Below are 23,368 nucleotides of genomic sequence, written 5' to 3'. Positions count from 1 at the left end.
GTCCATCCGCATGACCCAGACGTTCAGCTCCACGGGCCGCGACACCTACGTCGGCAGCGCCCGCTCCCGTGTCGACGGCCCTGCCAAGGTCACCGGGCTGGCCAAGTACGCGGGTGAGTTCGCCGCCCCGGACCTGGCGCACGGCTACGTCGTGTCGAGTGCCGTCGCCTGCGGGAAGATCACGTCGATCGACACCTCGGCGGCCGAGGCTGTGCCCGGCGTGGTCAAGGTCATCACGCACGAGAACCGCGAGCGCACCGCCTGGCGCGACAAGAATTATCAAGACGCGGTGGCGCCTCCCGGTTCGCCCTTCCGCGCCCTCTACGACAACAAGATCCACTTCAGCGGCCAGCCGGTAGCGCTCGTCGTGGCGGAGGATTTCGAGACGGCTCGCTACGCCGCGACCCTGGTCTCGGTGTCCTATGAGGCACAGGCGCCCCTTACCGACCCGGCACAACTGCGCGAGTTCGGCTACGTGCCGCCGGTGAAGCGCAGCGGGATCAAGCCGCCGCCGAAGCCGTGGGGCGATGCCAAAGGAGCCTACGAGGGGTCGGCGATCAAGCTGCGGCAGGATTACCGGCTCGCAATCGAGCATCACAACCCGATGGAGCCGCACGCCTCTACCGTCGTCTACGAGGGCGACGGCAAGTACACGGTCTACGACAAGATCCAGGGCGTCTCGAACAGCCACGACTACATCACCGCCGTGTTCGGCCTGAAGAAGGACGACGTGCGGGTGCTGAACCCGTATCTCGGCGGCGGCTTCGGCTTGGGGCTGCGCCCGCAATACCAGCTCTTCCTGGCGATGCTCGCTGCGCAGGACCTCGAACGGTCGGTGCGCGTGGTGCTTACCCGCGATCAGATGTGGAGCCTCAGCTACCGTCCCGACGCGCTGCAGACCATCTCGCTTGGTGCTGACGAGGACGGCACCCTGCGATCCCTCCGACACGACGCGCTGGGAGGAACCTCGCGTTACGAGGACTACCAAGAGGTCGTCGTGAATTGGTCGGGCGTGCTCTACAAATGCGACAACGTCGCCCTGACCTACAAGCTCGCGCAACTCGACACCGCCACGCCGAGCGACATGCGCGCGCCGGGCGCCACGACCGGCGTCTTCGCCATCGAGATCGCGATGGACGAACTCGCCTACGAGACCGGCATCGATCCGGTGACGCTTCGGTTGCGCAACTTTTCGGACACGGACGCAACCGCGGACGGCAAACCCTTCGGCTCGAAGGAGCTCAAGAGTTGCTTCACGCAAGGCGCCGAGCGCTTCGGCTGGGATAGGCGCGACCCCACGCCTCGCTCGATGCGCGAAGGCAGGGAACTCGTCGGCTGGGGCATGGCGACCGGCGTTTGGGAATCGATGATGATGCAATCGAGCGCCCAGGCCATCCTGACGGCCGACGGCAAGCTCGAAGTCGGCAACTCGACGGGCGATCTCGGCACCGGCACCTACACCATCCTGACCCAGATCGCCGCCGACACGCTCGGCCTGACCATGGAGGATGTGACGACGAAGCTCGGCGACACGCGCCTTCCAGAAGCGCCCGTCGCCGGTGGCTCGTGGACGGCGGCCTCCTCTGGCACCGCGGTGATGAAGGCCTGCCGCAACGTCGGCGAGCAGGTCTTCAAGCTCGCGCGCGCGATGGAGGGATCGCCGCTTGCCAACGTCGAATTCGACCGCATCGCCTTCACGAACGGTCGCATGGAGATCGCGGGCGATCCCTCGCGCAGCGTCTCGCTCGTGGAGGCCCTCAAGGCCGCAGGCGTCGACAAGGTCGAGGCGACGGAAACAGCCGGCCCCGACAAGGACTTCAACAGCGCCTACGAAGCCTACACCCACTCCGCGGTGTTCGTTGAGGTGAAGGTCGACGAGGATTTGGGGCAGGTGCGCGTGACCCGCGTCGTCTCGGCGATCGCGGCGGGCAAGATCCTCAACCTGAAGACGGCACGCAGCCAGATCCTGGGCGGCGTGGTCATGGGGATCGGCTCCGCGTTGGAGGAGGAGTCGATGATGGACCACCGGATCGGGCGGTTCATGAACCACAATCTCGGCGAGTACCACGTGCCGGTGAATGCCGACGTCTACGACATCGACGTGATCTTCGTGGACGAGGAGGACAAGGCCAACGCCCTCGGTGTGAAGGGTCTCGGCGAGATCGGCATCGTCGGCACGGCGGCAGCCATCTCCAACGCGGTGTTTCACGCGACCGGTAAACGCGTCCGCAACCTACCGATCACCGTGGATAAGCTGCTGTAAACCCGCCCACCATTCGTGAACGTCGGCCGCGCGACGCGGACAGGCGCGAGGTGGTCCAGCCCTAACGGAGGTGACGAATGGTGACCGTAGCATTGCTCATCCGCCTGGAAGCAAAGCCAGGAAAAGAGGCCGAGGTCGAAAGCTTCCTCAAGAGTGGCTTGCCGATCGTAGAGGAGGAGCCGGCTACCACCGCGTGGTTCGGGGTCCGCATGGGACCGTCGACTTTCGGTATTTTCGATGCCTTCCCGGATGAGGCGGGACGGAAGGCACACTTGTCCGGTCGCGTCGCCGCTGCGCTGACCGCGAAGGCATCAGAGCTCTTTGCCCAGCCTCCACAGATCGAGGAGGTGAATGTGCTGGCGGCCAAGCTGCCTCGCTAGGACCGGTCAACACACGGTCTACCCCGGGAGGAAGTCATGAGAGCAATCGTCAATAATGGACCCCGCGATGTTTCGATGCAGGACGTGCCGGATGCGAAGATCGTGAAGCCCTGGCGGAATGGGTGGATCAGGAGGTTGTCGTCGATCAGGGCCTTGTCACGAGCCGCAAGCCCGACGACATCCCGGCATTCAACGCGGAAGTGATCAAGCTTTTCGCGAGTGCACGCTGGCAAGCGCGGCAGTGAGTAGCCTGATGAGACCTGCAGCAACGTCCAGCGCTGCGCACTACGCGCCTTCTCCGTCGGGACGATAGGGCATGGAACAGCGCCCGTTCGGCCTCGCGTCGCGCAAGGTTGCAGTAATCGGCCAGGGAACCTGGTACATCGACGACGCGCACCGGCCCACTGCGGTCGCTGCTTTGCGCCAAGGCCTCGATCTCGGCATGACCCACATCGATACCGCCGAGATGTATGGCGACGCAGAGACCGTAGTCGGCGAGGCGATCACCGGACGGCGCGATGAGGTTTTCCTCGTCTCAAAGGTCCTCCCTAGCAACGCCTCGCGTGCCGGCACGGTAGCGGCCTGCGAGCGCTCGCTCGCGCGCCTGCGCACCGACAGGCTGGACAGCTACCTTCTACACTGGCCCGGCGCGCACCCGCTTGAGGACACCTTCGCCAGCTTTGAACGGCTCCGCGAACAGGGCAAGATCCTGTCCTGGGGCGTGAGCAACTTCGACGTGTCCAACCTAGACGCGGCGTGGAAAGCTGGGGGCGAGGGCCGCATCACGTGCAACCAGGTCCTCTACCACCTGGAGGAGCGAGCGATAGAGCACGCCGTGCTGCCTTGGTGCGAGGACCACGGCGTCGCCATGGTGGCATACAGCCCATTCGGTCATGGCAGCTTTCCTGGCTCGCGCACGCCGGGCGGCCGCGTCCTGGAGGAGATCGCGGCAAACCACGGCGCGACTGCGCGCCAAGTGGCGCTCCGCTTCCTAATGCGGAGGCCGTCCACCTTTACGATCCCCAAGGCGTCCAGTCCCGAGCACGCCGCCGACAACGCCAGCGCCGGCTTGCTGCGGCTGACGGAAGCCGAGATCGTCCGGATCGACGCGGCGTTCCCGCTCGGGCCCCGACCACGCCGCCTCCCTATGCTGTAGACCCGCGATACCACGTTGGCTGAAGCAGGCGTCGCGCGCTGGTTTCGGATCTTGTCCTTACCGACCCCTCACAGAGTAAAGGTTCCCCCTTTGAAGCTTGAACAGTAGTGGCCATGATTGCCACTTTCGAGCTGGCTGCGACCAATGATTGATAGGGGCTCGACTTCAAATCGAAATAGCGGATCTTTATCCGAGATGAGCGCACAAGCTCAGCCGTCGATGGAGGTAGGAATGGAACTGACACTATCGGAAGCGAACGGCATAACCGCGTCCGCCATCGCCCAGGCCAAAGCAATCGGCGTCAAGGTCGCCGTCGCGGTTTGTGGACGCGACGGGCGCCTCGTAGCGTTCTCTAAAATGGACGGCGCTGGTCACATGACGTTTCGACGCGCTATCGGGAAAGCGATTGCTTCATCAATCTCAGGCCAGAGTAGCGAGGTCGATCCAGGAGATGCGGCAACTCCCGGCTCGCAGACCGTCGGCGGCGAGGGCATGGCGGCATTTCATGCTCCGGGAGGGCTGGCCCTGATACGGGACGGAGCACTGATCGGCGCGATAGGTGTTCACGGGGACGCCACACCCGATCAGGATGTCGCCTGTGCAACCGCCGGGGTCGTTGAGCTGCGGCGGTTGCCGGCGGCCCTCAAAGCCCATTCCACGTAGTGTGCCGAACAGACGATCTGGATAATGAGTCTTTTCCTGGTACAGGCCCTCGGCGAACGGAACTGGAGTATCCGCTTCAAACACATCTCAGGCATTCTCACTGGTTTCTCTTGCTTCCACTTTGGAACCATGGAGTGGGCCAGCTGAGCGGCCGAGATGGCGCGAAGCCGCCGGCTGGGTTTGTTCGATCAGCAGCCTCCAAGTCGTGCAGCGGAATGGATCTCCGGTGAGCCGGAGGGTGCGGACGCGGTGATTTCAGCGGCCCCGCCGATCGCCGCGGCCATCATCTATAGTGGCCTGTCGCTCGATGGGGGTGCGAGCCTTGGGTGAGCTGATCCTTAAGAGTGACGAGGGGGTAGCGACGCAGTTCGGCGGCCTGTTCCCGTCGTCGCGCAAGGTTGAAGTCCCACCACTAGTGAGCCGTGCTCACCCGGGCGCTCGACAAGCCCGTGTGGCGCGAGGACCCGTGTTTCCGCACCGTGGAACTGCGCCAGGCCAACATCGACGCCCGCCTGAACCTGACACAGGCGGCGCTGCGCACGCTGTCCGCGGCCGAGTGGCTGGAGCGGTGTCGTCGTCGAGGTCGAGCACCCGCGGGCGGGGCGCGTGCGCCAGGCGCGGCCGGAAGCGCGCTTCTTTGCCGCGCCGTGGGCGGAGCGGCATCCGGCGTCGGCCTACGGTGCGCACACCGAACTGGTCCTACGCGAGGCCGGCCTCGACGCCCCGGCACGCGACGCGCTGCGCCGCGGTGGGAAGTTCGGACCCGAGGCCAACGCGGAGCGTGAGGCGACCGGATGATCGACTTCCACTACTGGCCCACGCCCAACGGCTGGAAAGTCGCGGTCCTGCTGGACGAAACGGGGCTGCCCGACCGGATGGTCCCAATCGAAGGTCTTTGCGGTCGAACGCAGAACTTCGGATCGGCTTGGTACTGACTCGTCGATTAATCTTCACTCATGACGCACGGCGCGTGTCTGCTTTGGGACACCACCCAAGTCGTCCTGAATGACTGAAATGGGCGCCAAGCCGAAGGTCCGGTTCTGCGCGCGGTGGCGATCTGGCGTGACCTGATCTGGCCGAAAGTGGCCGGTCTGCTTTGGAGGCGGCTTGCTGGAAAAACGGACAGCCTCTTACCCAATTCAATCCGGTCATTCCGTCAAGGACGCGAACCCGCCGAAAGCTGTCGGGCAGCAACGTGAGCGAACGTGCCCAGTACCACGGCTGGGCTTTGTCCTCGCCCGGTTTCGGAAAGCTTGAACCGGATGAGGCCTAAGAGGCAGGTGACCTCAAATAACCCTGTCAACGAACCTGACACCGCCTCCTGCCCCTCCCCACGAGAAAGGGGGCCGGCACCCGGCCTCGCGACTGTGTGTTTCAAGGCCAATCAGACATTGTCTTGTAAAGACTTAATTTCTGCTCAAGACACGTGTGACGAAGCGGGCGATGACGTCGGCAGTTTCTGCCAACGCTTCGCGATGTGGGTGATGCCCAACATTCGGCATCTCATAAACAGTCAGCAGACCGGCGGGGCAAAGTCTGCGAGCGGCAGCAATCTGGGCCTTAGTTCCGTAAGCATCCTTTGTTCCCTGGATGATGATTGCCGGGACGGTCCATCGCAGGAGGGCTGTCTCAATTGTCCATCCGCGCCGAGCCGGATCCAACCAAGCGTCGTTCCAGCCGCGAAAGGCGCCCTCGACATCGGTATGCCGACGACCGAGACGGACCTTCAGATCGCCCTTGTCGTAGGCGTCCCGGGCCCGTCGGGCCCCGGCCAGCGTCGCCTCCTCGACGAAGAAATGGGGCGCGATGAGGACGCCGCCCCGCACGCGGGTGTCGCCCTCCGCCAACGCGAGGGCCGCGATCGAGGCGCCATCGGAATGGCCAATCAGCAGGCCGCTTCGCAGTCCCGCGAGGTCGAAGACCTGGGGAAGTATGGTGCAAGCTTCCTGTTCGAGAAAGTCGGCCCGGCGGGGCAGAGGCACCGGGCTTGAGGCCCCGTAACCCTGCCGCGAGAAGGCCAGGACACCGCATCCGGTCGTCTCGACCAGAATTTCCGGCAGCGGGCCCCACTGCGTGGCAGAACCGAGACCCTCATGAAGCAACACCAGCGTCGGCGCCAAGTCCGGCTGCGGACCGACGAAACGGTATTCCAGCCGTAGGTCGGCCACCGCAAAGGTGCCGAATGTGTCGAGAGGGATCATCCCATCTCCACCATCATCCTCTCCGCGATCTTTTCCGCAATCATCAAGGTCGGGACGTTCGTGTTTGCGCTAGGAAGGCGGGGCATCACCGATGCGTCGGCGACGGACAGGTTCTCGGTTCCGATGACGCGCCCCCCCGGATCGACCACCGCGCCGGGATCGTCGGCCCGGCCCATGCGGCACGTACCGCTCGCATGCCAGACCCCGAAGACGTTGTCCCGGACAAAGTCGTCGAGAGCGCCATCGTCCTGGAGCACTGTCGCCCAAGCGTGGCCGCCTAGGACGGCGCGCAGCAGCGGGGCGCGCAGCATGGCCGGTGCATCGAACACGGGGGCCAGGAGGCCGGTGAGCCGCCGGTTGCGAGGGGAGACGGCGCTCAACCGGCGGATCAGCGGCGAATAGTTCGCGGGGAAGAGGTCGTCTGAGCGGGGGTTCAGGGTGGGCGAGACCACGAGGTCGCTGAGCAGCCGAATCCCCGAGGCGAGGCGTTCGAGATCGCGGCGATCCGAGAGCAGGCCGAGGTCGATGTCGGGCGGGCCGGATGGGTTCGCCGGATCGAGACGCAGGCGCCCGACCGAGTGCGGCTGGTTCACCCAGAGGAAGTAGAGCGCGAGGCGTCCGCCGAGGGCGTGCCAGCCGGCACGGGCGGAGGCGGTGAGATACATATCGGAGGCGCCGCCTCCGGGATGGCCGGACGTATAGCGCAGGGCCAGCAAGCTCGCGCGCCGGAAGGTCTCGGGTAGCCGGAGCGAGCGGGGAAGGACCTGGGCCATCGTCAAAGCGGGATGGTCCCGCAGGTTCTCGCCGACGCCCGAACGGGCCAGCCGGACGGGTATCCCGCAGGCGGAGAGCGCATCGCCCGGGCCGATCCCGGCACGCAGGAGCAGCACCGGCGATTGAAGAGCGCCGGCGCACAGGACCACGGAGGCGGCGCTCACTTGCTGCTCGGATCCGTCGCCCCGCCGCAGCACGGCCCCGGTCGCGCGGCGCCCGTCCATCACCAGCGAACGGACCTCGAGGCCGGCGGCGATGGTGAGGTTCGGCCGGGCCCGCGTCCCCACGTCCAGATACGCGGCGGCGGCCGAGACCCGCGCGTCGTCCCGGTTGGAGAAGGCCGGCGGGAAGATCCCGTCCTCGAACTCGCCGTTCTGATCGACGCGCCGGGGCAGCCCCGTCGCATCGAAGGCGCGGGCGACCGCATGGGCGAAGGGGGGCCATGCGGGCTCCAGGATGCGCCGGATCGGGAGCGGCCCATCATGGCCGTGCAGCGGACCGCCGCAATCGAGGTCGGTCTCGAGCCTGCGGAAATACGGCAGCACGTCGTCCCAGGCCCAGCCCTCGGCGCCGAGCGCGGCCCAGGCCTCGTAATCGCGGGGCAGCCCGCGGTTGGCCGCCTGGACGTTGATGCTGGACGAGCCGCCCATCACCCGGCCCTGCTCGTAGGCCCGCCGCCGCATGCGACCGCGGGAGTCGCGGGTGACCGCCGCGTCGAGCCCCGGCCAGATGTAGGTGTCGCCATGGAACAGCGGCATCGGATAGCTGTCGAGGATCTCCGCCGGCACCCGGCCCGGCGGTGTATCGATGCCGGCTTCGACGAGGAGCACCCGGCGCCGCGGGTCGGCGGAGAGCCGGTGGGCCATCACGCAGCCGGCAGAGCCCCCGCCGACGATCAACACGTCGACCGTTTCGGGCAAGGCGTTCACGGGATCAGCCGATCGCCGCGCGCCAGTCGGCGCCGGACGCGAGCACCGCGTCGAGATCGACCTCGGCCTCGCCCGGAACACGGATGCGCTTGAATTTCATGGGGGGCGCGTCGAGGGGAACGGTCGCGTCGAGACCCATCTTCGCGCCGACCCCCTCGCGGCCCGAGGGATCGAGCTTCGAGCCCTGGGCGTGAGGGATGACGACGAGGTCTCGGTCCGCCTGGAACCGCGTCGAGATCGCCCATTCGACTTCCTGCGGGGCGTGGATGTCGACATCCGTATCGACCACGACGGCGTGCTTGATGTCGTAGTGGGCGGCGAAGGCCCCGAGCAGCACGTTCTTGGCCTCGCCCTCCTGCGTCTTCCGCAGGCGGACGTAGAGGTGGTAACGGCCGACTCCCCCCAGGGACAGATGCACGTCCTCGACACCGGGGAAGCTGCGCTGGAGCGTCGCGAGGATCGTGGCCTCGCGGGGGATCGCCCCCAGCAACAGATGCTCCAGACCGCCCCCGACGATCATGTGGAAGATCGGGTCGCGCCGGTGCGTTACCGCATCGACCCGCATGACGTGCCGCTTGGCCCGCTCCCCGTAATATTGCGGAAACTCCCCGAACGGCCCTTCGGGCTCGCGGATTTCAGGCAGGAGGTGGCCCTCGATCACGATCTCTGCGTTCGCCGGAACGCGCACGCCGTTCGTCAGGCACTTGACCACGTCGAGGGGTTGGCCGGTGAGCGCCCCGGCGATCTCCAACTCGTCGTGGCCGAGGGGCACGATGGCCTGGGATGCGAGGAGGCAGGCGGGATCGACGCCGACCACGAGGGCGACTTCGAGGCCCCGGCCCTGGGCCTCGGCCTTGCGGTAGAAATTGTCGGTATGCCGGGGCAGGACCAGCACGCCGATCCTGTCCGGACCGCTGATCTGGCAGCGCAGGATGGCGACGTTCTGCAGGCCGGTCTCCGGGTCCCGGGAGATCATCAGGCCCGCCGAGATGTAGGGGCCGCTGTCGTGCTCGTTCAGAGTCGGCACCGGCAGGAGCTTCAGGATGTCGAGTCCCTCCCGGTGGACGACCTCCTGCGCGGGGGCGGAGTGGCGTTCGTGCCAGGGGAGCGGCTGGGCGGCGGCCTGCTGGAAATGGGCGACGAGGCGATCCTGCGTGGTGCCGAGGGCTTCCGCCATCCAGGCCCGGCTCGACACGAGGCCCGAGACGATGGTGCCCGGATGCCCCCCGGGCTGCGGAAACAGGCTGGCCTGCCGGCCGTCGAGGCGGTTCGCCACCGCCGCCGCCTCGTGGCGCAAGCCGATTCCCGGCCGCGCGATGGCGAGGCGCCCATCCCCGGACAGCCGATCGAGCCAGTCGCGGAGGGAACGAACGGGAGTGGGCGCGTTCATGCTGTCCTCACGGCGGGGTCGTCTGAACCAAGCTTGCCAGGGGAGGAAGCGTTAAGCTCTTCCCGCAGGCGGGAAAAATAACGATTGGTGATGCCGCCCATCAGCCGGTTTGAATTGCGCCGACCGGCCCGCACATGGTCCTCTGGCGCGTTGCTCGTGTCGCCCGGGTCCCGTGTATGGATCTCCGTCAGATCTCCTACTTCGTCGCCCTGTTCGAGGAGGGCAGCGTCACCCGCGCCGCGCAGCGGATGAACGTCGTCCAGCCCGCGCTCAGCATGCAGATCGCCAAGCTGGAACGGGAACTCGGCCAGCGCCTGTTCGACCGCCAGCCGAAGGCCATGGTGCCGACAGCCGCCGGCCGGACGCTGCACCGGCTGGTCCACCCGATCCAGCGGGATGTCGCCGAGGCCCGGGCGGCCATGGCGCGCCTGTCCCAAACCGTGTCGGGCCGCGTCACGGCGGGCATCCTGTCGTCCCTGTCGATGAGCGTGATCCCCAGCGTCCTCGCTCGCTTCGCGGCGGCCTACCCAGAGGTCGAGCTGTCGCTGGCCGATGGCTACAGCAGCACCTTCATCGAGGGCGTCGGCAGCGGCGCCCTCGACCTCGCGGTGATCAACCGGCCGGCCCGCCGCCTCGGCCTCGTCATGGCACCCCTCCTCGACGAGGAAATGGTCGTGGTCGGCGGGCGCGACACACCGTTGCCGGTGCCCCTGCCCCTCCGGATGGCGGACCTCGCCGCCCTCGACCTGATCCTGCCGTCGACCCGCCACGGCCTGCGCGTCGAACTCGACCGCCGTGTCGCCGCCGCGGACGTGACCCTGTGCCCGAAGCTCGAACTCGACCTGCCCCCCGCGATCGCGGACTTCGTGGCGCGCTCGACGCGTTTCACTGTGCTGCCGAGCATCGCCGTCAGCCGACAGCTCGCCGACGGGTCCCTCAAGGCCTACCGCATCGTCGCGCCGCGCATCGCCCGCGAATTGGTGATCATCCACCATCCGCAGAAACCGCTCAGCCACGCGGCGCAGCTCCTCATCGGCATCCTTGAGGAGGAGTTGAACGCGGCGGCGGCCGCACTCCAGGCCCATATCATCACCGGTTGAGCCCCCCGGACTGATGGCAGCGATCAGCCGACGTTATTCGACACGGGCGAGCACACCCCGATACTGTCACCGGCAACGTCGCCGCGCCCGTTGCGGCCGGGAGGAACGATGACACCGCTGCCCCTCGTGGTCGGCATCTCGGGTGCTTCGGGGGTGATCTATGGGATCCGTCTCCTGGAAATCCTGCGCGACCTCGCGATCCCGGCCCATCTCGTGATGTCGCGCTCGGCCGAGGTGACGCTGGCCCATGAGACCGACCTCAAGGTCGCCGACGTCCGCGCCCTGGCCGCCAAGAGCTACGCCCAGGGGGATATCGGCGCCTCGATCGCCTCCGGATCCTTCCGGACCCGCGGCATGGTCGTGGCGCCCTGCTCCATGCGGAGTCAGGCCGAGATCGCGACCGGCGTCACATCCGGCCTGCTGACGCGGGCCGCCGACGTGACCCTGAAGGAGCGCCGCCGCCTCGTCCTGATGGTGCGGGAGACTCCCCTCCACACCGGCCACCTCCGCACCATGACGGCGCTCTCGGAAATGGGGGCGATCATCGCCCCGCCGGTTCCGGCCTTCTACGCGCGTCCGGAGAGCCTCGCCGACATGGTGGACCATACGATCGGGCGGGTTCTCGACCTGTTCGACATCGACGCACCCGGCGTCCGGCGTTGGCGGAGCGGAGAAGGCTGACCGGCGCTCAGCCCTCCAGCGCCGTCGCGAGAACCCGCAGCGGTGCCTCCGGCCAGGTCCGGCCGAGATGCGCGGCATAGAGGGCCAGGGCCTCGCCGCCCGAACTCGCCGGCATATCCGGGACCGGCGCGGCCTCGAAGAGAGCCGCGAGGGCGAGGCGCTCCGCCTCAATCTCCGCGAGCTTGATCCGCTCCCGGAGCGCCTCCGTCGTCTGGCCCGAAAGGATGTCCGACCGCATCGCCCGGCGGATCGCCCGTAAGGGACTGATCACCTGCCCACGCCAGGGGCCGATCCGGGCTTCCGCTCCGGCGAGCGCCGAGGCGTCCAGCCTTCGTCCGGTCCTCCCGCACCAGATCAGGTACAGGAGCAGGGGCACATCGGCGCCGCCCTCGTCCTGGAGCGCGAGGCAGGCCGCGGCGACGCCGGGCCGGCCGTAGAACGCGCAGGCGAAGGTCCAGAGGGGATCACTCGTCATGGGAGGCCTCCGCCCGCGCAGAACCGTATCGTCAGGCCCGGTCGAGATTGCCCTGCGTCTCGTCGGTCAGGAAGGCACCGACGAGATAGACCAGGGTGACGCCGGTCATGACGACGGCCAGCACCATCGGGATCTGCGTCGGCCCGTCGGCGACGAGGGAGACGAGCGTCGGCAGCATTCCACCCAGCGCGAAGCCGATGTTCCAGGTCAGGCCCGTCCCCGTGGCCCGCACCGCCGTCGGGAACTTTTCGTTGAGGAAGATCAACAGCGGCCCGTAGCTGGCGTTGGCGATGAGCGCCAGCAGGAAGGCGCAGGCCGCGACCCCAACGAGGCTCGTCGTGTTCGCCATGGTCAGGAACAGGGCGGGAAAGGCGAGCAGGCGGACGACGCCCATGACGAGGAACGACCGTCTGCGCCCGATATGCTGGCTTAGTTCGCCCATGCCGCAGGCGCCGATCGCCGCCGCGACGTTGGCGCCGATCAGGATCATCGAGGCGGTGGCGTTCGGCACGCCGTTCACGAGCTTGAGGAGGGTCGGCAGGTAGCCGGACGTGAGGTAGTAGGCCGCGCCGCCGCCGAAAGAGATGAGAGTCGCGACCGCGAAGCTTCCCCGGTTGGACGGTGAGAACAGGGAGCGGATCGGCGAGGCCTCCGCCGGAGCGCCTGCCCGGAGCGCCGCCTTCCGGGCCTGGAGATTCTTGAAGATCGGGGATTCCTCGAGATTGCGGAAGAGGATTAGGCCGATCACCGAGGTCAGGAGACCCGAGAAGAACATCAGTCGCCAGCCCCAGTCGGTGAAGGCTTCTCCCGGCGCCATGAGCGAGACGACGTAGAAGACCAGGGAGGCAAGCAGGCCGCCGATGGCCGAGCCGCCACCGCCGACCGCCCCGGACATCAGCCCCCGCCACCGCTCCGGGACGGATTCCGTCCCGATCGTGTGAGACGCCGCGACCACGCCGCCGACGAAGATGCCCTGGACGAGGCGGAAGATCAGGAAGATCGCGGTGGCGAGCCATCCGATCTGGCCGACCGTCGGCAGGAGGCCGAAGACCGCCGTCGACAGGCCGACCCCGGTCACCGCCACCATGAGCGCGCGGCGCCGGCCGAACCGGTCCGCATAGGAGCCGAACAGGGCCGAGCCGAGGGGCCGGATCAGCAGCGTGACCGCGAAGGAGGCATAGGCTCCCGCCAGCGACAGCATCGGCTTGTCGGCCGGAAAGAACAGGGCGCCGACGACGGGCGCCACGTAGAGCAGGATGAACAGGTCGAAGAGATCGAGCCCCCAGCCGAACAGCGAGGCCATGGCGGCCGTCGCCGTTTGCCGGCCCGTGGGCTTGGCGTGAGCGGGGGGATCGGATGCGAAGGTTGCGGCGGTCTGCATGGGGTTCCTCCGGGGGATGCGGTCGTTGCCGCGGTGGGCCGGTTCGGGCTCTGGGTCGGGACGGGGGCCATCAGGGCGCGCGCCATCGTGTCCCGCCGGGGCGGGATCGAAGCGGTGCCGTGGGGGTCACGGGGGTGGGGGGAGCTGCCCTGCAGCCCCCCCCGGCGTGGTGGGTTTAGGAGCCGGTGAAACGCGGGGCGCGCTTGGCGTGAAACGCCTCGACGCCCTCACGGAAGTCGTCGGCCTGCCGCAGGCGGCTGTAGCAGTGTCCCTCGAGCTCGATGGCGATGGACAGGCTCGCGTCCTCGGTGTCGTTGAGGAGCTTCTTGGCGGTGCGCTGGGCGATGGGCGAGAAGGCGCGCAGCTCCTCCACGAGGGCGTCGGTGGCCTTTTCCAGGTCCGCGTCGGGCACGCATTCGGTGGCGATGCCCCAGTCGAGGGCCTGCCGGCCGGGGATGCGCTTCGAGCGCATCACGATGTCCTTCGTCCGCGTGATACCGACGATCTTCTGGAGCCGGGCCGAGCCGCCGGAACCGGGGATCTGGCCGAGCTTCTGTTCGGGAAGCGCGTAGCGGCAGGTCTCGGAGACGATGCGGAAGTCGCAGGCCAGCGAGATCTCGAAGCCGACCCCGAACGTGTAGCCACGGTTGGCGGCGATGACGGGCTTCGAGCAGCGGGCCGGCGCCGCCATGTTCCAGGCGAGCTTCGAGACGTGTTCGGGCGAGGCGTCGAGGAAGCCCTTGATGTAGCCCCCCGACGAGAAGTGCTCGCCCTCCGCCCGCAGGACGATGACCCGCACGCGGGGATCCTCGTCCAGCGCCTCGAACACCTTCCGGATCTCGTCGCGCTGGGGCATCGCGATGACATTCATCGGCGGCCGCGCCAGGATCACGTCGGCACGCTCGCGCTCGGCGTCGATCTCGACGCGGAAGCCGTCGAGGTTCGTCAGGCGCGGGTCGATGGTGGGGGTGTCACTCGTCATGGGGCAGGGCTCTCGCTGAAATTCGTTGGGGGGTGTCAGGCGGCCTCGTGGCCTTCGGCGCGGGGCTCGGCCTCGCCCTCGGGCACGTACTCGCCGGCCACGAGCTGACGGCGCAGCAGCTTGCCGACCGGCGATTTCGGGATCTCGTCCACGAAGACGTAGCGGCGCGGCAGCTTGTGACTCGGCAGGCCGCCCGCACGGCAATGGGCGTCGAGCGCCGCTTCGTCGGTGCTGCCGCTCCGCTTGATGAAGGCCGCCACGATCCGGCCCCAGCGCTCGTCGGGCAGGCCCACGACGGCGACCTCGGACACGGCCGGATGCAGGGACAGGCGACTCTCGATCTCGACGGGCGAGACGTTCTCGCCCCCGGTGATGATCATGTCGTCGACCCGGCCGGTGACGTAGAGGTCGCCATCGGCGTCGGCGAAGCCGGTGTCGCCGGTGAAGTACCAGCCGTCGCGAAAGGCCTTGGCGTCGGCCTCGGGGCGATGCCAGTAGCCCTCGAAGGCTTCGTCGCCCTTGGCGATGACGGCGATCTCGCCCTCCTCGCCCGGCGCGGCGGTCCGGTCCGGGTCGCCCCCCATGGGCACGACGCGCACCATGGTGTTGAGGCCCGCCCGCCCGGCCGAGCCGGGTTTCACCGCCGCCTCGTGGTTGATCGTGAAGGTGTAGACCTCCGACGAGCCGTAATGGTTGACGAACAGGTCCGGCCGGAACGCCTCGGTCAGGCGGGCGAGCAGGCCGTCCGTCATCGGCGCCCCGGCGAAGCCGAGCTTGCGCACGGAGGTCGTGTCGGTCGCCGGGAAATCCCGGTGGTGCACGAGGTCGTGATAGAGGGTCGGCACGAGGTAGAGGTTGGTGATCCGCTCGGCCGCGATCAGCCGCAGCGCCCCGGCCACGTCGAAGCGCGGCAGGCAGACGAAGGTCCCGCCGATCAGCGACATGGCAAGGAGCGAGCGCACGCCCATCGTGTGGTAGAGCGGCATGACGCCGAGCGTCCGCTCGCCACGCCCGTAGAGGTTCTGCGCCACGTGGGCGAGCGCCGCCGCCCGCTCCGCCCGGTGTCGCCGTGGCACCCCCTTGGGCTTGGCGGTGGTGCCGGAGGTGTAGAGCATCAGCGAGATCGCTTCCGCGTCGACCCGGGGCGTCGCCGGGGGGCCTTCGGTGGCGGTGAGGTCGGCGAAGGCGGTCTCGCCGGAGCCGGGTGGCGTGCCGACGGCGATGCGCGGGATCCGCTGCGACGCCGCGCTATCCCGCAGGCTCCCGGTCGAGACCGGTTCGTAGGCGATGGCGCGGGCTTGCGCGTTCTCGATCGCGAAATCGATCTCCTCGGCCTTGGCCCGCCAGTTGATCGGCGTGATCACGATACCCGCGAACTGGCAGGCCCAGTGCAGGGTCGCCGCCTCGTGCCGGTTCTGAAGGACCGTGACGAGGTGGTCGCCGGGCTTCAGCCCGAGCCGGTCGAGCCCCGCGACGGTCGCGGAGATCACCGCGAACCACTCCGTGTAGGTCAGCCGGGTCTCCCCGTCGACGAGGGCCAGGGCGCGGGGATCGCGGGAGACGCTCGCAAGGAAGCTGGTGCCGAGATCAAGCATGGGCGGCCTCCGGGGATGACGGGGCCGGGATGTCGCCCCTGAGTTCCGCAGCCGCCTCCAGGGCGGCCTCGATGATCGGCGCGTAGCCGGTGCAGCGGCAGAGATGGCCGCCGATCACTTCCGTGATCTCCCGGCGCGACGGGTTCGGCCGCAGCACGAGATAGGCATCGAGCGACATCAGGATGCCGGCGGTGCAGAAGCCGCATTGCAGGGCGTGCCGCCGCCGGAAGGCCGCCTGCAGCACTCCGAGCCGGCCGGGCTCGGGAGCCAGACCCTCGACGGTCCGCACGGCGCAACCCTCGACCCCCACGGCCAGCGTCAGGCAGGCCCGGGCGGGCACCCCGTCGATGGACACCGTGCAGGCGCCGCAGACGCCGTGCTCGCATCCGACATGCGTGCCCGTGGCCCCGAGCCCGTGGCGCAGGGCGTCGGTCAGCAGGGTGCGGGTCTCGACCTCGACCGTGGTCTCGCGCCCGTTGAGGGTGAAGGCCACCGTGTGACGGCCCTTCGCGTCTAGCTGTGGCATGGCAAGGCCTCCTGATGGGTGTCGCCTCTTGCGGCCCTGGCCGCTTCCTCCAGCACCCGGCGGCCGAGACTCCGCACGAGGTCGCGGCGGTAGCGGGCGGTGCCGTGGAGATCGTCCCCCGCGCCGAGGTCCCAGGCGAAGGCGTTGAGGGCATCGTCCAGCGCCGAGCCGGCGAGATGGGGGAAGTCACGGGCGGTGGGCCGGTCGGCGACGCCGCCGACGGCGAGCCGCATCCGGGTGCCGTCCACGACCGCCGCGCAGGCGACGATGGCGTAGTCGCCGTGCCGACGCCCCACCTCGGCGAAGGCGGTGCCGGCGCCCTCCCGGCGGAGGGGATAGGCGATGGCCTCGATCATCTCATCGTCGGCCCGGTCGGTGACCATCATGCCGGTGAAGAAGTCCTCGGCCGCCACGCGCCGGACTTTCCGGCGGCTGCGCAGGTGAATCTCGCCCTGCAGCGCCACGAGGCAGAGGGGGATTTCCGCGCTCGGGTCGGCATGGGCGACGGAGCCGCACAGCGTCCCCCGTGCCCGGGTCTGGATGTGCCCGACCCACGGCAGGGCGGCGGCCAGCAGCGGCAGGTCCCGGGCGAGCCCCGGCCGGTCGAGCAGGATCGCCTGCCGCACGCCCGCCGGGATGACGAGAGCCCCCTTGTCGAGACGGGGCTCTTTGAGAGCGGGAATGCGCATCACGTCGACGAGCACGGCGGGCTTCGTCAGCCGCATGTTGAGCATCGGCATCAGGGACTGGCCGCCCGCGATGATCCGAGCCTCGGGGCCGTGCTGGCGCAGGGCTTCCAAGGCGTCGTCCAGAGACGTCGCGCGCAGATAGGCGAAGGGCGCGGGCTTCATGCGGACACTCCCAGGCGTGCGAGGAGCCGTCGCAGGGCGGCCGGGAGGCGGAGCCTGCGCTCGCCGGACCCGCCGGCTCGCCGAGCCAGGGCGGTGAAGAATCCGCCGATGATCACCCGCGCGGCCCCGTCGAGGAGGCGCCCGCCCACCGCCGCGACCTTGCCGCCCACCGCCGCCTCGTAGACGTAGGCGATCCGCGTCCCCCCGGCGCCGTCGGGCTCCAGGGTCAGGCGGCCGGTTCCACCGCCGCTGCCGAGGCCACCCGTCACCGTGCCGGTGAGCGTCACCGCCCGGGGCTCATCGAGATCGCTGAGGGTGACCTCGGCCTTGTAGCGGCCCTTCACCGGGCCGACGCCGAGGGTGACGTCGGCCTGGAACCGTGTGCCGGAGAGCTTCCGCACCCCGTGCGAACCGGGGATGACGGAGGCGAGCACGTCCGGGTCGAGGAGCATCGCCCAGACCGTCTCCGGCGGAGCCGTGACGGTGGCCGAGCCCTCCCCACGCAAGGTGCGGTCGCCCATCTTCGTGGCGGGCTTCGGGGCAGAGTGGCCGGCGGGGGGCGCTCGTTCCTCCCCGCCCGCCGCGAGGGCAGCGAGCTTGGCGGGGGTCAGGGGCAGGTCGATGGCCTCAAGCCCGAGGGCGTCGGCCACCGCGTTGGCGAGGCAGACCGGAGTCGACATGCAGTTGCCCTCGCCGACTCCCTTGGCGCCGAGCGGCGTGAAGGGCGACGGACTCTCGACGTGCAGGATGCGTAGATCCGGCACCTCGGTCGCGGTGGGCAGCAGGTAATCGGCGAAGGTTCCGGACAGGAAGGCGCCATCGTCGCCGTAGGAGAGTTCCTCGAAGACCGCCGCGCCGAGCGCCTGCGCGAAGCCGCCGCGCACCTGCCCCTCGACCATGCCCGGGTGCAGGATGCGCCCGCAATCGTGCATCGAGACGTAGCGATCGATGATGATCTTGCCGGTGACCCGGTCGATCTCCAGGCCGCAGATGTCGAAGATGAAGCCGTGGCAGAGGGAGGAGTTGATGTGGTCCTCGGCGTCCGGCGCCGTCAGTTCCGGGGGTGTCCAGAACACCGTCTCGCGGATCACCGCGCCGAGATCCTCGGGCACGAGGCCCGGCGACCAGTGGCTCGTGGCGGCCACCCGCGCGAAGGGCAGGCCCGCATCCGGGTTCAATCGCGAGGCGATGCGACCGCCCGCGAAGAGCAAATCCTCGGGACGCAGGTTCAGCTGCGCCGCCGCGATCCGCGCGAGCCTGTCGCGCAGGCGGGTGGCGGCGAGGTGCGCGACCCCCGCCACGGCGGCGGCGAAGCGGCTCGCGTAGTTCCCCGAGGCGATGGACCACGCATCCTTGGCGGTGTCGAGGTCGGCCGTGACCCGGACCTGCTCCATCGGGAGGCCGAGCACGTCGGCCACCACCTGGGCGAGCACCGTCCGGTGCCCCTGGCCCTGCGGCACCGAGGCGACCTGCACCGTCACCGAGCCGACGGGATCGAGGGTGATGGTGGCGGTCGATTGCGCGCCGTTCTTGGGCCCGGCCTTGGCGCGTTCCTCCGCCGTCAGCACGGTGGTGATGTAGCCCATGTTGGAGACGCTGGGCTCGACCGCCGCCGTGAGGCCGATCCCATAGAGGCGGCCCTCGGCGCGGGCGGCGTCCCGCCGCCGCTTCAGCTCATCGAGCCCGCCGTCCCGGGCGGCTTCATCGAGGGCGCGCTGGTAATCGCCGGAATCGTAGAGGGCGCCGGTCGCGGTGCGATAGGGAAAGGCGTCGGCCGGAATCAGATTCCGGCGGATCACCGCGAAGGGATCGAGGCCCAGCGTCAGCGCGATGCGCTGCATCAGCCGTTCGAGCGGATAGTACACCTGCGGCCCGCCGAAGCCGCGCACGAGGCCGGTCGGCGTCTTGTTGGTCAGCACCACCCGGTTGCGCACGGCGACGTTGCGGATGGCGTAGGCGCCGGTGAGGTTGCCGTGCATCCGGTAGAGCGTGGCGGGTTCGGGCGCCCGCAGGTAGGCGCCGCAATCCTCGACCTGATCCCAGTCGAGCGCGGTGACGCGCCCATCCGCGTCGAAGGCGGCCCGGAGGGTCGTGACCCGGTTCGTGGCGGAGACGGAGGCCGAGAGGTGCTCCAGCCGGTCCTCGATCCACTTCACCGGCTGGCCCACGAGGCGCGCCGTGGCGGCGATCAGCACGGCGTAGGGCGCGACGCCCTGCTTCACTCCGAAGCTGCCGCCGGAATCGGGGGGCGTGCGCAGGCGCAGGCGGTTGCCCGGCACCTTCAGCGCCCGGGCCACCACCGCGTGGATGCTGAACGGCCCCTGGAAGTTCGCCAGCACGTCGTAGGAATCGTCGGTGGGATCGTAGGAGGCGACGACGCCGTAGGTCTCCATCGGCGAGCCGGTGTTGCGCGGGTAGCGCACGGTCACGGACAGGCTGTGCGGGCTGTCCGCGAAGGCCGCCTCGGGGTCGCCGTAGCGGAAGCGGCGGTCGCTGACGCAATTGGCGCCGACGCCCTCGTGCAGGATCTCGCTGTCGGGGGCGAGGGCCGACAGCGGGTCGACCACCGCCGGGCGGACCCGGTACTGCACCTCGATCAGGTCGCAGCCATCCTCCGCGAGGTAGCGGTCGCGGGCGACGACGATGGCGACGGGCTCGCCGACATAACGCACCCGGTCCACCGCGATGGCGCGGGCATCGACGGCCGCCCGCAAGGCCGGGACGAGGCCGGTCGTGACGGCGTCGAGGTCCCGGCCCGTGACCACGGCGGTGACGCCGGGCAGCGCCTTGGCCACCTGGACGTCGATGCCAAGGATGTCCGCATGGGCGTGGGGCGAGCGCAGGATTGCCGCGTGCAGCGTGCCGGGCCGCGTGCCGAGGTCGTCGATGTAGCGGCCGAGCCCGGAGAGCAGGGCGGCGTCCTCGACGCGCTCCACGGACCGTCCGACATAGCTCGATGACACGATGCCCAAGCCGTTTCCTCCGCCGGACCTCTCGATGGGGTCCGTATCTCGGGGAGAATGGCGGCTCCGTGTGGGTGCGGCGATGCCGAGGCGTCTCGCGACTTACCGAAACGTCTCATTCTTTGATGACGGCGCCGTCAGGCAGCGGGCTGCCCGCCCCGCCGGACGATACCGCGGAAGATGCTCGGGGGTACGCTGACGTGGTCCCGGAAGAAGCGCGAGAAATGTGCGGGCGCGGCGAAGCCGAGGCGCATGCCGATCGCGGTGATGGGCTCCTCGCTACTCACGATGGCCTCGACGGCCTGCTCGATCCGGATCGCGTTCAGGAAGACATGCGGCGGGGCCCCGGTGGATTGCTCGAACAGGCGGTAGAACTGGGCGCGGGAGAGGCCCGCCTCGCGTGCCAGCGCCTCGGTGCCCAGCATGGCGCCGGGCTCCGCCCGCACCCGCGCGATGGTGCGTCGGATGCGCCAGTCGCCAGCGTTGCGCCGGGCGGCGGCGCGGAGGGAGAGGGGCTCCTCGCGCCAGGCCGTGAACCGCTCGATCACGGCGACCATCAGGTTCGACAGCAACTCGTCCTGGATGTGGGAGGAAAGCGGCGCGTAGACCATCTCGGCGGCGAGGTCGTGGGCGAGCCGGCGAATCGTTGGTGTGACGGCGCCCGACGGTTGTCCGAAGAAACCGGGCGCCCCGCTCGCAGCCCAATTCCGCCGGAACGCGCCGAGCCAGTCGGGCTCGATGTACAGAGCCAGGATCATCGCCTTGGCCCGCTGGGGATCGTGCAGGTAGGCGTGGGTCTCCCAGGCGTTGATCAGGACAGCCTGATCGTCGGTGAGCGCGACAACCTGATCGCCGACGAGGAACTGCGTGTCGTCTCCCTCGACCTTCAGGAGCACGTGGCAATGCGGGTGCGCGTGGCGGACGAGGCTGCGGTCCATGTCGAGGAGCGCGACGCGACCGAAGGCGCCATGGGCGATCTCAAGAGCCTCGGACATCTGCACTATTTAGCATGGTCCGCGGGTGGCAGCTAGATCGCCGCCGGGACGCCCGTCCCGTCAGGGCGCCGCAACCGGTTCGTTCCGGAGCGTAGTCCTCTTCCGGAGTTCGGCGGTACCCATCACCGCTAGGGGAATGACGAGGGCCACATAGGCGTTGTCGATTCCCCCGGGATCGCCGGCGAGGAACCAGCCGATCGTCAGGACGAGGGAAACCAGAATGCTGACGACGGCGGCCCGCGGGGTGCCGAAGCGCGGAGCGTAGAAGGCAAAGACGACCAGGACCGCCAGCGTCGCCCGCAGGGATTTCGCGAGGAAGGTCACCTTCAGGATATCCGGCGCGAAGATCGCCAGGGGAATCGGGATCAGGCCCACGAGCACCGTCATGCTGCGGACGAACCGCAGGGACGACGTCCCATCCTCGCCCCGACGGCGGGGATGATAGAAATCCTTGAACAGCAGGGTGGCGGCGCCGATGCTGAGGGCCGAGATCGTGCCGAACAGCGACCCCGCCAATCCCGCCACCACGATGGCGGCCAGTAGATCGTCCATCCGGGCGATCAGGCCCGGCAAAGCCTGGATCGCGGGGATTCCCGGCAGCAGCGCCGCCGCGCAGACACCGACCAGGGCGGCGCCGATGCCGAACGGCACGAGCAGGAAGGCACAATAAAAGCTGGCCTGCCGCGCCGTGCGCCCGTCCTGCACGGTATTGATGGCCTGGATCACGTATTGCGTCGAGAAGACCGCGCCGATGCCGGCGACCATCCACGCGAAGATCTGCGACCAGCCGACCGTATCGACCGCGAACATCGCTTCGGGCACGCGGGCCCGCAGGTTCGCGAGGCCGCCGACCTGAGACAATCCGAAGGCGACGGCCGCGAGGATGCCAAGATATTTCACGACGGCATGGAGGACGTTTGTATAGATGACCGAGCGCATCCCCCCGACACTGACATAGAGCGTCGCGACGATACCCGTGATGACGATGGCAATGGTCCGATCGACATTGAGGAGACCTGCCAGGATCATACCGCCGCCAGCATAAGTCGAGACTGCGACGATCTGAAGAGCGAAGATCATAATGACCGAGGTCGCGAGCTTGGTCGGGCGACCGTAGGCCTTATTCAACGCCCCGGAGATCGTATTCTCGCCGAGTTCCTTAAAACGGGGCGCGAGTAGGATGGCGTAAAGAACGAATCCGACGGCGAGGGCGAGGACGTTCCAGGCTGCCGACACCCCGACTCTGTAGGCCGTCTGTGTGGTACCGACGCTCGTGGCAGTCCCGATGAATTCCGACATCAACAGAAAGCCGATCAGGAACGCCGGATAGCGCGTGCCGCCGGAGGTAAAGCTTCCAGCGCTCCTCGCATGGCGTCGCACATAGAAACTGATCAGCCCCATCGCCGCCATGTAGGCCAGGGTCAGGGAGAGAACGATCCAGTTTGGCTGCATGGGTGCGGCCTAACGGCGACGCCGTAGCGCCTGAGCGCCAAGGGACCCCAGCATGTTTCCTCCGAAATCATTCGGGGCCGCAGCTTTCCTCGCAGGAACGAGAAGCAACGGCCATTGCGGGGGAAACTAGATTTCGGAGAGGAAGCGGACAAATATTCTGAATTGATCGGCGCCATCAGATTATCTGATTCGGCGCGATGGTATATATGAGGCGCACCCTAAGGAGGGCGCGGCAGGCCAAAAAAATTTTTATATTGATTTGGATTTAAAATAAATCTGATTTGCCGAATTAATAGACGTTATAGATCGTTGTGTACTCGACCGTCTACAAAACTAGACTATGAAATGGGTCAAGATATCATCAGAGCGCATTTGTATCGATCTTACGTGGGATAGCCATTAAGTAGCAGGCTAGCCGAGAAAGCTAACATACTTCTCGCGACCCGTGTCTGCCATCTCGGGCGGAGTTGGCGCATCCCGATAGCGGTCTTCCGCGGCAGTTGAGCAAAGTCAGCTTAGCTTGGGGCACGAGGGGGCGTAGGCCGTTGGTGACGGCGCGAGGGCAAGGCTGACCTCAACGATGGTGTCGTCAAAGGTCCACCGGGGGATTG

Annotated in this window: 21 protein-coding genes; 9 read left to right on the top strand and 12 right to left on the bottom strand. The window is 68.2% G+C overall.

Going from position 1 to position 23,368, the window contains the following annotated elements:
- Positions 1 to 10: 10 nt before the first annotated feature.
- From AAHF99_RS22250 to AAHF99_RS22220, 7 genes are all read left to right on the top strand, one after another.
- The gene (locus tag AAHF99_RS22250) at positions 11 to 2,263 is read left to right on the top strand and encodes a xanthine dehydrogenase family protein molybdopterin-binding subunit (protein ID WP_342166619.1); all 2,253 of its coding nucleotides are present in this window, start codon (positions 11 to 13) and stop codon (positions 2,261 to 2,263) included.
- A 77-nt stretch (positions 2,264 to 2,340) separates the two neighbouring features.
- Positions 2,341 to 2,643 carry a putative quinol monooxygenase gene (locus AAHF99_RS22245; RefSeq protein ID WP_342166618.1) on the top strand — a complete coding sequence of 101 codons (303 nt, stop codon included), beginning with the start codon at positions 2,341 to 2,343 and terminating at the stop codon, positions 2,641 to 2,643.
- Positions 2,644 to 2,753: 110 nt separating this feature from the next.
- Positions 2,754 to 2,888, top strand: coding sequence for a DJ-1/PfpI family protein (locus AAHF99_RS22240; RefSeq protein WP_412759932.1), 135 nt, complete (start codon positions 2,754 to 2,756; stop codon positions 2,886 to 2,888).
- Between the two features lie 71 nt (positions 2,889 to 2,959).
- A complete protein-coding gene (locus AAHF99_RS22235) occupies positions 2,960 to 3,799 on the top strand; it encodes an aldo/keto reductase (protein ID WP_342166616.1) in 840 nt (279 codons plus the stop codon).
- Between the two features lie 231 nt (positions 3,800 to 4,030).
- The gene (locus tag AAHF99_RS22230) at positions 4,031 to 4,462 is read left to right on the top strand and encodes a GlcG/HbpS family heme-binding protein (RefSeq protein WP_342166615.1); all 432 of its coding nucleotides are present in this window, start codon (positions 4,031 to 4,033) and stop codon (positions 4,460 to 4,462) included.
- A gap of 606 nt (positions 4,463 to 5,068) precedes the next feature.
- A complete protein-coding gene (locus tag AAHF99_RS22225) occupies positions 5,069 to 5,260 on the top strand; it encodes a hypothetical protein (protein ID WP_342166614.1) in 192 nt (63 codons plus the stop codon).
- A complete protein-coding gene (locus AAHF99_RS22220; protein WP_342166613.1) occupies positions 5,257 to 5,397 on the top strand; it encodes a thioredoxin domain-containing protein in 141 nt (46 codons plus the stop codon). Before AAHF99_RS22225 ends, AAHF99_RS22220 begins: the two co-directional genes overlap by 4 nt.
- 471 nt (positions 5,398 to 5,868) lie before the next feature.
- Here AAHF99_RS22220 and AAHF99_RS22215 read toward each other — a convergent pair whose 3' ends face one another.
- From AAHF99_RS22215 to AAHF99_RS22205, 3 genes are read right to left on the bottom strand one after another with little or no spacing between them, the layout of a single operon-like run.
- Complete coding sequence (locus AAHF99_RS22215; RefSeq protein WP_342166612.1) at positions 5,869 to 6,663, bottom strand: alpha/beta fold hydrolase; 795 nt, start codon at positions 6,661 to 6,663, stop codon at positions 5,869 to 5,871.
- Positions 6,660 to 8,366 (bottom strand): GMC family oxidoreductase, encoded by a 1,707-nt coding sequence (locus AAHF99_RS22210; protein WP_029357559.1) that lies wholly within the window; start codon positions 8,364 to 8,366, stop codon positions 6,660 to 6,662. Before AAHF99_RS22210 ends, AAHF99_RS22215 begins: the two co-directional genes overlap by 4 nt.
- Before the next feature lie 4 nt (positions 8,367 to 8,370).
- Positions 8,371 to 9,756, bottom strand: a complete 1,386-nt coding sequence (locus AAHF99_RS22205; protein WP_029357558.1) for a UbiD family decarboxylase — start codon at positions 9,754 to 9,756, stop codon at positions 8,371 to 8,373.
- 176 nt (positions 9,757 to 9,932) lie between these two features.
- Between AAHF99_RS22205 and AAHF99_RS22200 the strand changes: the two genes are divergently transcribed.
- Together AAHF99_RS22200 and AAHF99_RS22195 are read left to right on the top strand one after the other, a co-directional pair.
- Positions 9,933 to 10,856, top strand: a complete 924-nt coding sequence (locus tag AAHF99_RS22200) for a LysR family transcriptional regulator (RefSeq protein WP_091861411.1) — start codon at positions 9,933 to 9,935, stop codon at positions 10,854 to 10,856.
- Between the two features lie 108 nt (positions 10,857 to 10,964).
- Complete coding sequence (locus AAHF99_RS22195) at positions 10,965 to 11,537, top strand: UbiX family flavin prenyltransferase (RefSeq protein WP_342166611.1); 573 nt, start codon at positions 10,965 to 10,967, stop codon at positions 11,535 to 11,537.
- Positions 11,538 to 11,544: 7 nt separating this feature from the next.
- Here AAHF99_RS22195 and AAHF99_RS22190 read toward each other — a convergent pair whose 3' ends face one another.
- The 9 genes from AAHF99_RS22190 to AAHF99_RS22150 form a co-directional block, all read right to left on the bottom strand.
- Positions 11,545 to 12,012 (bottom strand): TIGR02444 family protein, encoded by a 468-nt coding sequence (locus AAHF99_RS22190; protein WP_029357555.1) that lies wholly within the window; start codon positions 12,010 to 12,012, stop codon positions 11,545 to 11,547.
- A 31-nt stretch (positions 12,013 to 12,043) separates the two neighbouring features.
- Entirely contained in the window at positions 12,044 to 13,393 is a 1,350-nt protein-coding gene (locus AAHF99_RS22185) for an MFS transporter (RefSeq protein ID WP_091861417.1), read from the bottom strand.
- 175 nt (positions 13,394 to 13,568) lie between these two features.
- Positions 13,569 to 14,375, bottom strand: a complete 807-nt coding sequence (locus tag AAHF99_RS22180; RefSeq protein WP_029357553.1) for an enoyl-CoA hydratase/isomerase family protein — start codon at positions 14,373 to 14,375, stop codon at positions 13,569 to 13,571.
- Positions 14,376 to 14,410: 35 nt separating this feature from the next.
- Positions 14,411 to 15,970 carry an AMP-binding protein gene (locus AAHF99_RS22175; protein WP_342166610.1) on the bottom strand — a complete coding sequence of 520 codons (1,560 nt, stop codon included), beginning with the start codon at positions 15,968 to 15,970 and terminating at the stop codon, positions 14,411 to 14,413.
- The gene (locus AAHF99_RS22170) at positions 15,963 to 16,496 is read right to left on the bottom strand and encodes a (2Fe-2S)-binding protein (RefSeq protein WP_029357551.1); all 534 of its coding nucleotides are present in this window, start codon (positions 16,494 to 16,496) and stop codon (positions 15,963 to 15,965) included. Before AAHF99_RS22170 ends, AAHF99_RS22175 begins: the two co-directional genes overlap by 8 nt.
- Complete coding sequence (locus tag AAHF99_RS22165) at positions 16,484 to 17,347, bottom strand: FAD binding domain-containing protein (protein ID WP_342166609.1); 864 nt, start codon at positions 17,345 to 17,347, stop codon at positions 16,484 to 16,486. Before AAHF99_RS22165 ends, AAHF99_RS22170 begins: the two co-directional genes overlap by 13 nt.
- Entirely contained in the window at positions 17,344 to 20,319 is a 2,976-nt protein-coding gene (locus AAHF99_RS22160; protein ID WP_342166608.1) for a xanthine dehydrogenase family protein molybdopterin-binding subunit, read from the bottom strand. The genes AAHF99_RS22165 and AAHF99_RS22160 overlap by 4 nt, the downstream gene beginning before the upstream one ends.
- A 128-nt stretch (positions 20,320 to 20,447) precedes the next feature.
- Positions 20,448 to 21,305, bottom strand: coding sequence for a helix-turn-helix transcriptional regulator (locus AAHF99_RS22155; protein ID WP_029357547.1), 858 nt, complete (start codon positions 21,303 to 21,305; stop codon positions 20,448 to 20,450).
- 60 nt (positions 21,306 to 21,365) lie between these two features.
- Entirely contained in the window at positions 21,366 to 22,715 is a 1,350-nt protein-coding gene (locus AAHF99_RS22150; RefSeq protein ID WP_342166607.1) for a sodium:solute symporter family protein, read from the bottom strand.
- Positions 22,716 to 23,368: the final 653 nt, after the last annotated feature.

This window comes from Methylobacterium litchii (assembly GCF_038442315.1).
In the GTDB taxonomy this organism is placed as follows: domain Bacteria; phylum Pseudomonadota; class Alphaproteobacteria; order Rhizobiales; family Beijerinckiaceae; genus Methylobacterium; species Methylobacterium litchii.
The sequence above is the reverse complement of the archived record's forward strand: the minus strand, read 5'-3'. Positions and strand labels throughout refer to the sequence as shown.

What these genes read in the sequence shown, in the direction of transcription:
- AAHF99_RS22220 (WP_342166613.1), top strand. Translation starts at nt 5,257, where the DNA reads ATGATCGACTTCCACTACTGGCCCACGCCCAACGGCTGGAAAGTCGCG.
- AAHF99_RS22165 (WP_342166609.1), bottom strand. Translation starts at nt 17,347, where the DNA reads ATGAAGCCCGCGCCCTTCGCCTATCTGCGCGCGACGTCTCTGGACGAC.
- AAHF99_RS22215 (WP_342166612.1), bottom strand. Translation starts at nt 6,663, where the DNA reads ATGATCCCTCTCGACACATTCGGCACCTTTGCGGTGGCCGACCTACGG.
- AAHF99_RS22175 (WP_342166610.1), bottom strand. Translation starts at nt 15,970, where the DNA reads ATGCTTGATCTCGGCACCAGCTTCCTTGCGAGCGTCTCCCGCGATCCC.
- AAHF99_RS22195 (WP_342166611.1), top strand. Translation starts at nt 10,965, where the DNA reads ATGACACCGCTGCCCCTCGTGGTCGGCATCTCGGGTGCTTCGGGGGTG.
- AAHF99_RS22150 (WP_342166607.1), bottom strand. Translation starts at nt 22,715, where the DNA reads ATGGCGGCGATGGGGCTGATCAGTTTCTATGTGCGACGCCATGCGAGG.
- AAHF99_RS22155 (WP_029357547.1), bottom strand. Translation starts at nt 21,305, where the DNA reads ATGTCCGAGGCTCTTGAGATCGCCCATGGCGCCTTCGGTCGCGTCGCG.
- AAHF99_RS22235 (WP_342166616.1), top strand. Translation starts at nt 2,960, where the DNA reads ATGGAACAGCGCCCGTTCGGCCTCGCGTCGCGCAAGGTTGCAGTAATC.
- AAHF99_RS22205 (WP_029357558.1), bottom strand. Translation starts at nt 9,756, where the DNA reads ATGAACGCGCCCACTCCCGTTCGTTCCCTCCGCGACTGGCTCGATCGG.
- AAHF99_RS22170 (WP_029357551.1), bottom strand. Translation starts at nt 16,496, where the DNA reads ATGCCACAGCTAGACGCGAAGGGCCGTCACACGGTGGCCTTCACCCTC.
- AAHF99_RS22185 (WP_091861417.1), bottom strand. Translation starts at nt 13,393, where the DNA reads ATGCAGACCGCCGCAACCTTCGCATCCGATCCCCCCGCTCACGCCAAG.
- AAHF99_RS22250 (WP_342166619.1), top strand. Translation starts at nt 11, where the DNA reads ATGACCCAGACGTTCAGCTCCACGGGCCGCGACACCTACGTCGGCAGC.
- AAHF99_RS22245 (WP_342166618.1), top strand. Translation starts at nt 2,341, where the DNA reads ATGGTGACCGTAGCATTGCTCATCCGCCTGGAAGCAAAGCCAGGAAAA.
- AAHF99_RS22200 (WP_091861411.1), top strand. Translation starts at nt 9,933, where the DNA reads ATGGATCTCCGTCAGATCTCCTACTTCGTCGCCCTGTTCGAGGAGGGC.
- AAHF99_RS22230 (WP_342166615.1), top strand. Translation starts at nt 4,031, where the DNA reads ATGGAACTGACACTATCGGAAGCGAACGGCATAACCGCGTCCGCCATC.
- AAHF99_RS22190 (WP_029357555.1), bottom strand. Translation starts at nt 12,012, where the DNA reads ATGACGAGTGATCCCCTCTGGACCTTCGCCTGCGCGTTCTACGGCCGG.
- AAHF99_RS22180 (WP_029357553.1), bottom strand. Translation starts at nt 14,375, where the DNA reads ATGACGAGTGACACCCCCACCATCGACCCGCGCCTGACGAACCTCGAC.